This is a genomic window from Nostoc sp., from assembly GCF_036919615.1.
Classification (GTDB): Bacteria; Cyanobacteriota; Cyanobacteriia; order Cyanobacteriales; family Nostocaceae; genus Nostoc.
Window position 1 is genome coordinate 1 of the sequence record NZ_JBALCN010000108.1, and the last position, 13959, is coordinate 13959.

Sequence of the window (13959 nt, forward strand, 5' to 3'; positions counted from 1 at the left end):
AAACGCTCTAAATTGGTTTAATCATTGTGGTCTATTTTTTGAGCCTATTCGATAGTTATTTTTGTGGTTTTTTTGATCGCAAACTGCTGTAAGTGTCCAAGCAAAGATGGATGCTCATAGTGAGAGCGATCGCTTACAGTAACATAAGGAAAATATCTGCTGGCAAAACAGATAGCAGAGAAGGGCGAATACACTGATGATTTTGTAATGACGTTAAATAAAGGTTGTGATCTAATTTTTCAGTCTACGGATGTACCTTCCACGGTTACCAGATGATTCGCCTGATGTTGTTGGAAATGCTTTGATATTTAATGGGATTGCACAGATCCGATTAGAAGACTTATTACTGGCTACTCGACACGCAAGTTTGAGCTTAGTAGGATGATGGCTGAAAAGCTTATTCAGAATCAATTTCAGAAAAAAAATCATTTTTGAGTATTGCAACGATTCGTGAAAAATTCCGCCATTCATCTGGAGATCATTTTAGTCAGGTACTGGTTTTGACACTAACTAGGAGTTTTTTTAAGGAACTCACTCTCATGAGCAACCGATAGTCGTACCAATCCAAAAAAGGAAAGTGACTTTCAAAAACCTTACCCCTCATCGACCCTATCCTTGGGGACTTCCAAAAAATAAAAACAGTCAGAAACCCCTATTTAACTATTTTGATCGGAAAATCGTCTCTGTGGTTTCACTAATGCCAATCTCCCGACTTATCTGCTAGAGATTTGAAAGGTTTACTGTTATATAAGAAATGCTTGCCAGAGTCTGGAGTGCATCAATTGTGGGCATCGATGCCGTCAAAGTAGGCGTGGAAGTCGATGTGTCAGGGGGATTACCGGGAATTGTTGTTTTGGGACTGCCAGATTCAGCGATTCAAGAATCCAGAGAAAGAGTCAAAGCAACGCTGAAGAATGCAGGTTTTGCCTTTCCCATGCGAAAAATTGTGATCAATTTAACTCCGGCAGATTTACGCAAAGAAGGCCCCTGTTTCGATTTGCCTATTAGTGTGGGAATTTTGGCGGCTTCTGAGCAAGTTAGCGCTGATTTGTTGGGAGATTATCTATTCTTGGGCGAAGTCTCTCTGGATGGCAGTTTGCGTCCGGTGGCTGGTGTTTTGCCGATCGCAGCGGCTGCCCAAAACATGGGAATTGCAGGTTTAGTTATCCCTGTGGATAACGCCCAAGAAGCGGCAGTAGTTGAAGGCTTGGCTGTTTACGGCTGCAAACATCTGTCTGATGTGGTGGATTTTTTAAATAATCCGGGGCGTTACAAACCTGTGCAGATGGATGGCACAACGGAGATAGCAACGGTATCCTACCCTGGTGCAGATTTGCACGATGTGAAAGGACAAGCTCATGCGCGTCGTGCCTTAGAAATTGCTGCTGCTGGTGGGCATAATTTAATCTTTGTTGGGCCGCCTGGTAGTGGGAAAACTATGTTAGCACGGCGCTTACCAGGAATTTTGCCACCCCTGAGTTTTGCCGAATCTTTAGAAGTGACTCGGATCCATTCGGTGGCTGGTTTATTGAAAAATCGTGGTTCATTGGTACGCGATCGCCCTTTTCGCAGCCCCCACCACTCAGCATCTGGGCCTTCTCTTGTGGGTGGTGGTAGCTTTCCTCGTCCTGGAGAAATATCATTATCTCACAGAGGTGTGCTTTTTTTGGACGAACTCACGGAATTTAAACGAGATGTTTTAGAATTTCTGCGTCAACCTTTAGAAGATGGCTACGTTACAATTTCCCGCACCAAACTATCGGTAACCTTTCCCGCACAGTTTACTTTGGTGGCGAGTACCAATCCTTGTCCATGCGGTTATTATGGCGATACCATCCAACAATGTACTTGTTCTCCTCGCCAGCGCGAGCAATATTGGGCAAAACTTTCTGGGCCGTTGATGGATCGAATTGATTTACAAGTTGCGGTGAATCGCTTAAAACCAGAAGAAATTACCCAACAACCTACCGGAGAAGCATCAACATCAGTGCTACAACGGGTTCAACAAGCAAGCGATCGCGCAATTACCCGCTTCCAAGGAGAAGCAAATCTGCGTTGCAATGCCCATATGCAGAGTCGTCATCTCCAGCAATGGTGCAAGCTAGATGATGCTAGTCGCAATTTATTAGAAGTAGCAATTAGAAAATTAGGTTTATCGGCAAGAGCAAGCGATCGCATTCTCAAAGTAGGGCGGACTATTGCAGATTTAGCGGGAGAAGATGAATTAAAAACCAATCATGTAGCAGAAGCGATTCAATATCGCACAATCGATAGAATGCAGTAAAAATTTTCGGCGTTGCTGAATAAAAGTATGAATTAGCCTCACGCTCCAGACGCAGCGAAAAGTCGAGCCAGGCGCTAAGGGAGCATCCCAATTGGCGCGTAGGCGTAGCCCGTCGTAGACATCGCATTGCCATCTGCTCATAAAGTTCTAAATTCCTCCTCAAGGATACTTCAGAAACCCCCTTGGGAGGATGTGCTTACTTAGGAAATCAGTATCCAATATATCAGGAAGTAAGCCACATCCCTTAAGGAGACTGATTGGATGAATTTACAGGTTATGTGGAAGTTATTACAAGAGACATTCAAAGAATGGAGTGAGGATAAAGCTTCACGGTTAGCGGCGGCGTTAGCTTACTACACAATTTTTTCCATTGCCCCGTTGTTGATTATTGTAATTGCGATCGCAGGGGTAGTATTTGGAGAAGATGCAGCAAGAGGTCAAATCGTTGGACAAATTCAAGGTTTAGTCGGTAAAGATGGGGCACAATTTATCCAAACAGCCATTCAGAATGCTAACAAACCACAAACAGGAGCGATCGCTTCCATTATTAGTGTTGTAGTTCTGATAGTGGGTGCTACTGGTTTATTTACCGAGCTGCAAGATTCCCTTAACACGATTTGGGAAGTCAAACCGAAACCCGGACGCGGCGTAAATAATATGATTCGCCTACGCTTTTTGTCCTTTGCAATGGTGATCGGGATTGGATTTCTACTTTTGGTTTCTCTGGTAATTAGTACGGGGTTAGCAGCATTAGTAAAATACTTTGGCAACATCCTACCCGGTGTTGATTTCCTCTGGCGAATAGTTAACTTTGTTTTATCTTTTTCGATCACTACAGCACTATTCGGGCTAATTTTCAAAGTTCTACCAGATGTCAAAATTACTTGGAATGATGTTTTTATTGGAGCTATTATTACTTCATTTTTGTTTTCCATTGGTAGGTTTTTATTAGGACAATATTTAGGTAATGGCAGTTTTGGTTCAACCTACGGTGCTGCTGGTTCACTGGTAGTGCTTTTAGCTTGGGTTAACTATGCTGCACAGATTCTTTTCTTCGGTGCAGAGTTTACCCAAGTTTATGCTAGAAGGTACGGAAGTGGCATAACCCCAACCAAGGATGCTATACCTTTATCTGAGCACACGAAAGATGATGGTACAAATAAAACTGGACAATCGTCCACTAAGAAAAAGCCATCTTCTAGCTTTATTAATCGCTTATTCCAGTCTTTAAAAAAGCCAAAGCGATTAAAACAGAAAAATAAAAATCAGCGATTTTAATCCCTAATTGTTAGAGGTCTATATTTTTAAATCTGATCCAGATTAAAATATTTAACCTCTAATGAAAATCACTTGGGTTAAATAAATCACATATAATTATAGATAATTACTCTATGTTTATAAATAACCTTAGACTGGATTTTTTCCAGAAATCTATTGAAAAAGGGAGAAAATCAGTGCTAATGGAAAAATGGTTTTTTATTAATTGGCAGGCAATTTTTGTTCCTAGCATCAGCGTCTTTGAGTTGATTATCCGTGGATCGCTGGTCTATTTGGCGCTGTTCTCAGTGCTACGCTTCCTTCCTAGCCGGCAACTAGGAACTTTAGGAATTACTGATTTACTCGTAGTTGTGCTATTTGCTGAAGCTGCCCAAAACGCTATGGCGAGTAATTATACATCAATTACTGAGGGCGCTATCCTGGTAGGAACTGTGATTTTTTGGAGCTACTTGCTGAACTGGTTAGGCTACAAAATACCTCAGTTCCAACGTTTTATGAATCAGCCACCGCTGCTACTGATAAAAAATGGTCGGATGATTCAGCGTCATTTGCAACGAGAATTAATTACAGAGGATGAGTTGATGAGCAAGTTACGTCAGCAAGGTGTAGAATTTTTAGCAGACGTGAAGTTTGCATATATAGAGGCTGACGGTAGGATTAGTATCATTACCTTTGATTCAAAAACTAATTCCGTCCCTGAGCAAAAGATAGCACTAAAAAGTGATCTACATTAATTAAACTGTAAAATATGACGGTTGTATTCTGTGCCGAACTGTGATTGAGCGTTATACTTTGCCCGAAATGGCTAATCTCTGGAGTGAAGCCTATAAGCTAAAAACTTGGCTGCAAGTCGAAATTGCTGTTTGTGAGGCTCAAGCTGAACTGGGTTATATTCCATCTCAGGCGGTTGAGGAAATTAAGGCCAAGGCAAATTTTGACCCCGATAGAGTGCTGGAAATTGAGGCTGTAGTCCGCCACGATGTTATCGCTTTCTTGACAAATGTCAACGAATATGTAGGTGACGCCGGACGCTATATTCACCTGGGTTTAACTAGTTCGGATGTTTTGGATACAGCTTTAGCACTGCAATTGGTTGCCAGCCTGGATATATTATTGCAACGTCTAGAAGATTTGATTCAGGTAATTCGCCAAAAAGCACAGGAACATCGTCATACAGTCATGGCTGGTCGATCGCATGGTATTCACGCTGAACCGATCACTTTTGGTTTCAAGCTAGCTGGCTGGTTAGCAGAGGTGTTGCGACACCAAGAACGCTTGAGAATTCTTCACCAAACTATAGCTGTGGGTAAAATTTCTGGTGCAGTAGGAACCTATGCGAATGTTGAACCGCGTGTCGAAGCGATCGCTTGCCAAAAACTCGGACTCAAACCCGATACGGCCTCAACGCAAGTTATTTCCCGCGATCGCCACGCTGATTATGTACAACAATTAGCTTTGGTAGCGGCATCCATCGAACGTTTTGCTGTAGAAATTCGCAATCTGCAAAAAACAGACGTTCTGGAAGTTGAAGAATTCTTCGCCAAAGGTCAAAAAGGTTCTTCAGCAATGCCACACAAGCGTAATCCCATCCGTTCGGAACGGCTAACGGGAATGGCGCGACTCGTCAGAAGTCATGCAGGTGCAGCTTTGGAAAACATTGCTCTCTGGCATGAAAGGGACATTTCCCACAGTTCTGTAGAACGGGTAATTTTGCCAGATGCTTGCACTTTGACGCATTTTATGTTATTAGAAATAACCGACTTGGTGAAAAACCTGTTGGTCTATCCTGAGAACATGGAACGAAATCTCAACTGTTACGGCGGTGTTGTGTTCAGCCAAAAAGTGTTACTTGCTTTGATAGACAAGGGAAGCAGCCGTGAAGAGGCTTATGCGATCGTTCAAGAAAGCGCTCACGCCGCTTGGAACAAGCCAGAAGGCAATTTCCAGGACTTAATTAGCAAAGACCCTCGCGTTACCCAAAAGTTGTCCCCAGCAGAACTAGAGGTATGTTTTGACCCTCAGCAGCATCTCCAACATTTAGAAGAGGTTTACCAAAGGTTGGGTATTTAGGATTAATTTGCTTGTAGTCAGCGCTTAAGCGCTGACTACTAACTTCTTATATCAAGTTCGGGTGATTACTTATAATAAAATCTATCAATGTAGCGACTGTCTTGAATGTCAAGTGCGATCGGAAAAAAAGCTGAAAACAAGTTGACGCAACTGGGGAAGCGCTTCGCTGATTCGGTGGTGCCTGGTACGGGCATCGAGATTTTGCTCCTGGTAGCAGAGACAGTCACAGCCCGCACCAGGCACTCTGCTGCGCCACGGAATCTTCCCCAGTTGCTGGATTTCTCCTGTCGGCAAAAAAAGAGCATGAAAAATTTACCCAAGTCATGCGTAGGTGTAGCCGTTGATTTTCTAGGATTTGAGTAACTCAACTAGATTAACTATTTCTACTTCTGTGTTACCAACCTTTAATGCTTTACCCAAAGGACGGATATAAACATTGCTGATTGCTTTGCTCACATCAATGCCTATCCACACAGAGATATTTTCCATTTTCATTTCTCAACATTGCTAAAAAATATGTCGAATTCATCTCCTTGATTTCACTCATCCTTGCCCGATACAGACTATATACTTTAATATCAGTGTTTAAAGCTTTAACCTCGGCGACTGTTCGAGTTCTGTCTAGGAGATTGTTGTAGTGACCCATGCTACAAAGCGGTCTATAATGACCAAGGTTGGGACGGTCTACTACTATTTCTAAGATACAGGGTTGGGTTGTAGCTTGCTTCTACGTTCGCGTAGCGTCCCGCAGGAAAGTGGTACAAAGTAAAATTCAACAAATGCCCGAAAGCTAAAAGTTGTTGTAAATTAAGATTACGTTCTGGGTTGGCACTTTTCATCACGCCATAAAATAGCTCGGCTTTAAAGATTGAACAAACGGCAATATCTTTAGTTGCAGTGGATTCTAGTTTCTGCTTTAAAGTTATGTTTTTATCACGGATATAAATGTCGCAATGATTCGTATAATCCTCAAACAACTTGTGTAACTATCTATCATCACTTTCTCAGAACTTTTCAGATATCCTCTAAAGGAGGAACGTCTAAAGCCCTTTTTAAATATTAATTTAAATCCATTGGTAGGATTAAATTTCTTTCAAGAACTGATTAATTTTAATTTGCAGTTTTTCTCGTAATTGTTGTGCCTGCCGATAAACTACTGTACGCCCTTTGTTTGAATAGTTGTGCAATTCTGATGGTTCCAAAGGCTGAATAAAGTAACGCAGGCGAGTTCTCATTGCCCAAATTCCCATTGAGGGAAACAGAATTAAGATAAGCATTAAAGGCGAGAAAGGCAAAAATGGTAATTTGACTAGTCGTTGCAATTTATGCAAATTAACAGCCCAAGCATGTAAAAATTCACTACCGATACAAACTACTGAGAGAATCGGAATTTGATAGCGATCGCTCAACTTAATAAAACTCACGTCAAACTTTTCTAGTTGATAGCGTTTTTTCCAACCTTTTAGAGGGCCGCGGATACCTTCGGGTGCATATAAGAGAATTTTATCTTGGGCGATCGCCTCTGGTGATAGCTTTGCCATCGCTGCCTCAAAATCATCTAATTCGGCTCGCACACCACCTAAAACCTGCGACCATTTAGGTGGTAGCCACCAAATCACCCAAGGATGCTCAAATAGTGCTGGACTTGCTAAGGGTTGTACCACCCATCCTTTGGTTTTACCTAATAAATAACCCAAGGTCAAAAAATCCCAAGGAAAACACATCCCTGCGTGATTCATTGCTACAATCAACGGCCCTGTTGGCGGTAAGTTTTCGACTTGTTGCAATTCTCCCCGAAAATAATATTTAACGATCGGGCCGAGAACTTCTTCACAAAAAGCTTGTTGATATTTGAGATCAAATTCACCAACTTCTTTTCGAGGTGAACGTAAACCAAGACGCAACCAACGACTTAGCAGCGCCAGATAAAATCCGCCAGGAATTAAAAATAATCCATATTCTGGCCAATTCCAACCATCTGGATCGGTGTGATAGTGCTGCCAATGGCGGTTGAATAAAATCAGCCAGCCTGGAGGATACCAAAGACAAAACCAATCAAACCAGCTAAATATGTAGCCTTCACCTGGTGCATTTTCCAGTTGAGTGTTTAAGAGGTTTTCGGAGTGTTGATTAATCAAAACAGTTAAAGTTCAGGCAAAAACTTGATTAAAACTGTATTATAGCTTTCTAATTTTACCATTGGTATCTTACCATAAAAGTAAAATTAATTACAGGTTTTGAAACATATTTCAAATTTGGTTGCCAAAATTAACGATTATTTAGAAAAATTTATAAATGCAAAGTATTAGAGAAAAGTTATGTATCAACGCTCTTTATAGAAATCATAAATCAAACCGCAGAAATAAGATCCTCGACTTCGTAAAAGTTGTCGGGGATCTGCGGGTTACAATTCTCATAAATCAAAGAAAATTGCTATATATAATATTAAGTAGGATACGAAGCGTGACCATGTAATCCACTACCCAGACAATTTTGGCGGTGCGTGATGCTTGAAAATCATCAAAGCGCTTAAAATAATACTATTTGAGTATCACACACCTGACAAAATTTAATGTTTATATAGATACTTTCTCCAGTGAACAGTAACCAATGAAGACTGATAACTGATATCGGTATTGCGCCAAAAGATGAAATTGATAACAACTGATGACTGTTCAAATTCTTCCTCAAGCTGGAGACAAATGGTGAGATACCTGTCCTACTCTTCCTATGATGGAACTAGAAAAGCCACTAAAAATTTCAGATTTAATCCGTGAATTTCGGCAGCAACTTGATCTCTCTCAAGAAAAGTTTGCAGCCAAGTTGGGAGTTTCTCTACGAACAGTCAATCACTGGGAGAACGGATCTACAGTGCCTTCACAGATAGCACTAAAGCTAATTGAAGAAATGTTACAGAAGATGGGCAAACTAGGCAAAAGACTACTTAACGAGTATTTCCCAAAGGCGGAGCAACAGCAGGACTTTTAAGATAATGGTGAAAGTACCGGAAAAAATTTTGATGATCCGCTCTTGGTTATTAACCTATGGTGTGATGATTTTGGCAGTCATAGCGGCGCTGTTGCTGACGCGACTGTTGTTGCCAGTCTTCGATCCGAGCGTATTTACATTATTTTATGCTGCGGTGGCAATCAGTGCCTGGTATGGCGGCATGGGACTTGGAGTACTAGCGATCGCCCTGTCTGTTACAACTGCTTTCTACTTTTTGATCGAGCCAGTCTACTCGTTCGATTTCCTCAGCCCGAACGTCTTGGTAAGATTAACCACGTTCTCATTAGTATCCTTTTTAATTACCGCCCTCTCTTCAGAGTTGCAAACTGCTAGACGCAAGGCAGAAACAAGCCTAAAGTTGTTGCAAAATAGCGAAATGCGGTTTAGCCGACTGGCAGAATCTAACATCATTGGCGTGATCGTAACTGATATGAACAACGGCTCGATCATGGAAGCCAATGATGCTTTTCTGAAGATGGTCAGCTATACGCGAGAAGATTTGTCCGCTAACCAAATGAAATGGCGCGAGATGACCCCACCTGAGTATCTTCTTTTGAGTGAGGGTTCAGTGGAAGAACTTAGAACCACCGGAGTATGTAAACCTTTTGAGAAGGAATACATTCGTAAAGATGGCGATCGCATTCCTGTTCTGCTCGGTTCTGTGCTTGTGGGAGATACTCAAGAAACAGTCATTGGCTTCGTTGTTGATTTGAGCGAACGCAAACAAGCAGAAGCAGCATTACAGCAAGCCAATGAGCGGAACACACGCACTCTGGAAAACATGAGTGATGCATTTATTACTTTAGACCGGGACTGGCGAATCATTTACCAAAATGCCGAAGCAGAGCGAATTAACGGCAAACTCCGAACAGAGGTGATCGGGAAGTCGCAGTGGGAGGAGTGGTCTGCATTAGTAGGCACCAATGTAGAACGCCAGTACCGACGGGCGATGGCAGAACAGATTCCCGTCCATTTTGAGCATCACTACTACTTCCCATCCAAGTATGACCTGTGGCTGGAGATTCACGCCTACCCTAGTGAGGATGGTCTTGACATTTTCTTCCGTGACATCAGCGAACGCCAGCAAGTAGAACAAACTTTGCGGGAGAAAGAGGAACGCCTGAGGTTAGCTAACGAGCGTTTTGAGTTAGCATCTGCTGCGGTCAACTGTCTCATTTATGACTGGAATCTAGAGCAGGATACCGTTGAAAGAACCGAGGGGTTAACCCGAATTTTGGGCTATTCCCTCGACATTGCCCAACCAACTGGTAATTGGTGGCGTCAGCTTGTCCATCCAGAGGATTTGCCGCGTGTGCAGGAGGCGGCGATCGCTTTGGCAAATGGCGATCGCTATTCTGCCGAGTATCGGATTCGTAACCAGGATCATCAGTATGTCTACGTACTGGATCAGTGGATAGTCGTGCAGCGGGATGCTGATGGCAAACCAGTCCGCTTAGTTGGCAGCGCTACAGATATCAGCGATCGCAAGCAGGCAGAGAAGGCAGTTCAAGCAAGTGAGGAACGCCTCAGAAGTTTTGTGAAAGCGAATGTAGTTGGCATTCTCTTTGGTGATGTGAATGGTGATATCACTGAAGCCAATGACGAGTTCTTGCGAATTGTTGGCTATACCCAGGAAGATATCCAGGCAGGTAGACTAAGGTGGGCTGATATCACGCCCGCTGAGTACCAATATTTAGATGAACTGGCTATTGCCGAGGCAATAGCGAAGGGAACGTGTACTCCCTATGAGAAGGAATTTATTCGCAAGGATGGTTCCATTGTCCCGGTTGTAGTTGGCTACTCGCTTTTAGGAGAATCTCGGCACAAATCAGTCGCATTCATTCTGGATATTAGTGATCTCCAGCAAGCTAAAAAAGCGCTGAGTCAGAGTCAAGAGCAATTTCAAGCTTTTATGGACAATATTCCAGCCGCAGCATGGATTACAAATGCAGATGGGCGTGCACTTTACCTCAGTCCAACTTATCTGAGCACATTCGATTTAGTAACAAATAAGGCGATTAATAAAAATATTTTTGACCGATACCCAGCCCAAATCGCTCAACCCCTCCTGAATAACATTAGAATGGTTGCCGAGAGGAATCAGGTTGTTGAAACGATCGAGTCTGTCCCACGCACAGATGGCACTCTAGGGGAATTTCTGGTATATAAATTTCCCATTGCCGATGCGCTTGGGCAACGCCTAATAGGAGGGGTTGCAATTGACATCACTGAACGCGAACGCGCCCTTCGTGAACGCCAGCTTGCTGAACTTGCCTTGCAAGAGCGCACTGAACGACTCAAGCTGCTCTCTGAAACAACCAGCGATTTGCTTTCTACCGAGCGTCCCTTGGATTTAATGAACAGCTTGTTCAGCAAACTCTCGGCGCAGATGGATTTGCATTTTTACTTTCACTATCTAATCGATACACACGAAAATAAGCAGAAACTTCGGTTAGTAGGTTGGAACGGCATTACTGATGAAGTATTTCAAGCAATTGAATACCTAGAATTTAATCAAGGGATGTGCGGACTAGTGGTGCAAGAATGCCATCAAATCGTTGTCAATGATCTACTGCACTCTACCCATCCAAATGCCCACATCCTCCAGGCTTTGGGAATCACAGCCTATGCCGGTCAACCGCTAATTGCTCAGGGAAAGCTGCTTGGTGTCCTCTCCTTTGCCAGTCGCACCCGTACTCACTTTACTTCTGGGGAAATTGCCCTATTACAAGCAACCTCCGATCAGGTGGCGGTTGCTCTGGAACGCGCTCAGTTAATAGCTTCGTTACACCAGCAAAAAGAGCAATTAGTCCAAGCTAATCAGATCAAAGATGAATTTTTGGCGGTTCTTTCCCACGAACTTCGCACGCCGCTAAACCCGATCTTGGGATGGTCGAAGTTACTACAAACTAAAAAGTATGATCAAGCAACCACCACTCGCGCCCTGGAAACCATTGAGCGCAATGCCAAGCTTCAGACGCAACTAATTGAAGATTTGCTGGATGTCTCTCGCATTTTGCAAGCTAAACTCAGCCTGAATATTACTCCTGTGAATCTGGAAAGTGCGATTGCCGCAGCAATAGAAACTGTACGTCTAGCGGCTGAAGCCAAATCGATTCAGATTCAGACTGTGCTTGAACCAAACATCGGCCAAGTAACGGGTGATTCAAATCGCTTGCAGCAAGTTATCTGGAATCTACTTTCCAATGCGATTAAGTTCACACCCCAAGGTGGACAGGTAGAAATCAGTTTAGAATCTGTTGGTTCTCAGACTCAACTTCGAGTCCGTGATACAGGTAAAGGAATTAGCCCAGATTTTTTACCCTATGTCTTTGACTACTTCCGACAAGCTGATGGTGCAACTACCAGGAAATTCGGCGGACTGGGATTAGGATTAGCTATTGTTCGTCACATTGTAGAGCTACATGGCGGCACAGTTCAGGCAGAAAGTTTGGGTGAAGAACAGGGAGCAACCTTTACAGTTATGCTACCACTGATGAAGATTTATCTAAATAGCCACGAGAGTGAACAACAACCTGATGATTCGCCTGATCTAAATGGGGTAAAAGTTCTGCTTGTGGATGATGAGCGTGATACCCGAGAGTTGATTGCTTTCATTTTGGAGCAGTCTGGCGCGGTAGTAATGCAGGCCGCATCGGCTGTGGAGGCACTACGAGTCATGCCTCAGTTCCAGCCAAATCTGCTATTGAGCGACATTGGAATGCCGGAAGTAGACGGCTATATGCTGATGCGTCAAATCAGAGCTATGTTACCAGAGATGGGAGGGACAATTCCAGCGATCGCCCTCACAGCTTACGCAGCTGATGTTGATTACCAACAGGCAATTGCCGCCGGATTTGAGCAGCATATCACCAAGCCTGTGGAGCCAGCTAAATTAATTCGAGCGATCGCAAACCTGATTTGTAGTTGTAGCAATCTGCAAACTAACTTACAACCCTTAGAAGCTCGAAAAAGACATACTTAACTCAGAGATGAATGGCACGCTTGAAAAGCCGAAACACTTGTTGTTTAAGCAGTTTGCAATTGCTTACGTAATTCATGCCTGGGTTTTGTCATTAAGGTGTAAGCTTTTGGACATGACTTATCAGGGATAGTGAGGGTGAAGTTTTTGACTAATGACTAATGACTAATGACTAATTTTGAGAATTTACTTCAATTTTGCTTAACCAAATCACTAAATCATCTGCATGAACTTCTATCTCATTTCCTAAAGTTTTGATGTACAAAAGTCCATCACTAATGGTTAAATCTCTGATTGGATACCATGAATCTCTTGTTTGGATTAAAAGATCCGATAGAATTCCTTGTCGTAAAATATTCTTACGATATTTCCACCAAGCTCGCCATAAAATGACAGATTTAGTACATTGCAAGCTATAGTCTTTAGGGATTTGGCAGTGTTGATAGTGATAGAAACCACAACTATCTATCTTTCCTTTAAGGAGATAATTGCATTCTGGTAAAGCCTGATTCAGTAATTCCCAATGGGATGAGTTAGACAAAACCAAGAATTCAGTTGGTGTGGTATTTAGTTGGGTAGTGGCAATTATGCCTTCAGCCTTTGTTGCCAGATGGTTAATATTATAAACTGTTTGTGCTGTTAAAGAACGATTTGCCAATAAAATATCTTTTTTTTGGATAGAGTTGTATACAAACTCTCGAACTAAATCTAAATCAGACAACATAAAATTATTTATACTAAATTAATAATTTTTGTAACTTTTGTCACATTTTATATTTAGTAATTACACTGTTTTGTCCATCAATCCGGATAATTCTCGACTTGATTTATACTCTGACTTTTCAGGCCATCTGAAAAAGCCCACGAAAAACCTAACCCCCTAACCCCTTTCCCAACGCGGGAAGGGGGAAAGTTCAAAGTCTCTGACGTCACTTGACGCCAGTCGCTTCAAGTCGGGAAACCCGCCCACAGCGCTGGCTCCTTTATGCCGGGGAAACTCGTCCACCGCAGTGGCTCCTCCTTTTAGGAGAAATAGAAGTGAGCTTTTCCAGATACTGTGAAAAGTCAGTATAAATCCTGACTTCGTTGTTGGATCAAATAAAACTCCAAGAATCCCACCGAAGCTACGCTTTGGTGGGGTGCAATAACTGTGGGAATCATAACTAATTATCCGAACTTGATATTAAAAGTCTGATTGCTAATTTCAATACCAATTTCTGCCATCACTTCAACAGTGACGGGATCTACGTTATTTGCTGCCAAACCTGAACTAGCAACAGCAACTTTACCTTCTCCTATATTCGCGTAAATCCCTCTGCCATTTGCGATCAACGCG

The 13959-nt window shown here is 42.6% G+C and carries 11 protein-coding genes and 1 pseudogene; 7 read left to right on the forward strand and 5 right to left on the reverse strand.

Annotated features, from left to right (window positions below; translation table 11 throughout):
• Positions 1 to 754 precede the first annotated feature (754 nt).
• The 5 genes from V7K48_RS34335 to V7K48_RS34355 all read left to right on the forward strand — a co-directional run bounded on the left by V7K48_RS34335 (position 755) and on the right by V7K48_RS34355 (position 5995).
• Positions 755 to 2284: a YifB family Mg chelatase-like AAA ATPase gene (locus V7K48_RS34335; protein WP_335079766.1), complete on the forward strand. Its 1530-nt coding sequence runs from the start codon at positions 755 to 757 to the stop codon at positions 2282 to 2284.
• A gap of 261 nt (positions 2285 to 2545) precedes the next feature.
• Positions 2546 to 3562, forward strand: coding sequence for a YihY/virulence factor BrkB family protein (locus tag V7K48_RS34340; RefSeq protein ID WP_335079768.1), 1017 nt, complete (start codon positions 2546 to 2548; stop codon positions 3560 to 3562).
• Between the two features lie 182 nt (positions 3563 to 3744).
• Positions 3745 to 4296 carry a DUF421 domain-containing protein gene (locus V7K48_RS34345; RefSeq protein WP_335079946.1) on the forward strand — a complete coding sequence of 184 codons (552 nt, stop codon included), beginning with the start codon at positions 3745 to 3747 and terminating at the stop codon, positions 4294 to 4296.
• 40 nt (positions 4297 to 4336) lie between these two features.
• Positions 4337 to 5632, forward strand: coding sequence for an adenylosuccinate lyase (purB, locus tag V7K48_RS34350; protein WP_335079770.1), 1296 nt, complete (start codon positions 4337 to 4339; stop codon positions 5630 to 5632).
• Positions 5633 to 5737: 105 nt separating this feature from the next.
• Entirely contained in the window at positions 5738 to 5995 is a 258-nt protein-coding gene (locus tag V7K48_RS34355; RefSeq protein ID WP_335079772.1) for a hypothetical protein, read from the forward strand.
• On the opposite strand, the pseudogene V7K48_RS34360 reads toward V7K48_RS34355, so the two are convergent.
• From V7K48_RS34360 to V7K48_RS34370, 3 genes and pseudogenes are all read right to left on the reverse strand, one after another.
• A pseudogene (locus V7K48_RS34360) lies at positions 5984 to 6121 on the reverse strand (IS110 family transposase); the annotation flags it as partial. The gene V7K48_RS34355 and the pseudogene V7K48_RS34360 sit on opposite strands and share 12 nt — an antisense overlap.
• Positions 6122 to 6291: 170 nt before the next feature.
• Positions 6292 to 6609 (reverse strand): type II toxin-antitoxin system VapC family toxin, encoded by a 318-nt coding sequence (locus V7K48_RS34365; RefSeq protein ID WP_335079777.1) that lies wholly within the window; start codon positions 6607 to 6609, stop codon positions 6292 to 6294.
• Positions 6610 to 6714: 105 nt separating this feature from the next.
• Positions 6715 to 7770, reverse strand: coding sequence for a 1-acyl-sn-glycerol-3-phosphate acyltransferase (locus V7K48_RS34370; RefSeq protein WP_335079779.1), 1056 nt, complete (start codon positions 7768 to 7770; stop codon positions 6715 to 6717).
• 592 nt (positions 7771 to 8362) lie between these two features.
• Between V7K48_RS34370 and V7K48_RS34375 the strand changes: the two genes are divergently transcribed.
• Together V7K48_RS34375 and V7K48_RS34380 are read left to right on the forward strand one after the other, a co-directional pair.
• Positions 8363 to 8620: a helix-turn-helix domain-containing protein gene (locus V7K48_RS34375; RefSeq protein ID WP_335079781.1), complete on the forward strand. Its 258-nt coding sequence runs from the start codon at positions 8363 to 8365 to the stop codon at positions 8618 to 8620.
• Positions 8621 to 8624: 4 nt separating this feature from the next.
• Entirely contained in the window at positions 8625 to 12626 is a 4002-nt protein-coding gene (locus tag V7K48_RS34380) for a PAS domain S-box protein (RefSeq protein WP_335079783.1), read from the forward strand.
• Positions 12627 to 12795: 169 nt separating this feature from the next.
• Here V7K48_RS34380 and V7K48_RS34385 read toward each other — a convergent pair whose 3' ends face one another.
• Both V7K48_RS34385 and V7K48_RS34390 read right to left on the reverse strand, forming a co-directional pair.
• Complete coding sequence (locus tag V7K48_RS34385; protein ID WP_335079785.1) at positions 12796 to 13347, reverse strand: hypothetical protein; 552 nt, start codon at positions 13345 to 13347, stop codon at positions 12796 to 12798.
• A 443-nt stretch (positions 13348 to 13790) separates the two neighbouring features.
• On the reverse strand, positions 13791 to 13955 hold the full coding sequence (locus tag V7K48_RS34390; RefSeq protein WP_442949520.1) for a hypothetical protein: 165 nt from the start codon (positions 13953 to 13955) through the stop codon (positions 13791 to 13793).
• Positions 13956 to 13959: the final 4 nt, after the last annotated feature.

Excerpts from the sequence above, each read along its gene's own strand:
- V7K48_RS34335 (WP_335079766.1), top strand. The coding sequence starts at position 755 with ATGCTTGCCAGAGTCTGGAGTGCATCAATTGTGGGCATCGATGCCGTC.
- V7K48_RS34340 (WP_335079768.1), top strand. The coding sequence starts at position 2,546 with ATGAATTTACAGGTTATGTGGAAGTTATTACAAGAGACATTCAAAGAA.
- V7K48_RS34345 (WP_335079946.1), top strand. The coding sequence starts at position 3,745 with ATGGAAAAATGGTTTTTTATTAATTGGCAGGCAATTTTTGTTCCTAGC.
- V7K48_RS34355 (WP_335079772.1), top strand. The coding sequence starts at position 5,738 with ATGTCAAGTGCGATCGGAAAAAAAGCTGAAAACAAGTTGACGCAACTG.
- V7K48_RS34375 (WP_335079781.1), top strand. The coding sequence starts at position 8,363 with ATGATGGAACTAGAAAAGCCACTAAAAATTTCAGATTTAATCCGTGAA.
- V7K48_RS34380 (WP_335079783.1), top strand. The coding sequence starts at position 8,625 with ATGGTGAAAGTACCGGAAAAAATTTTGATGATCCGCTCTTGGTTATTA.
- V7K48_RS34385 (WP_335079785.1), bottom strand. The coding sequence starts at position 13,347 with ATGTTGTCTGATTTAGATTTAGTTCGAGAGTTTGTATACAACTCTATC.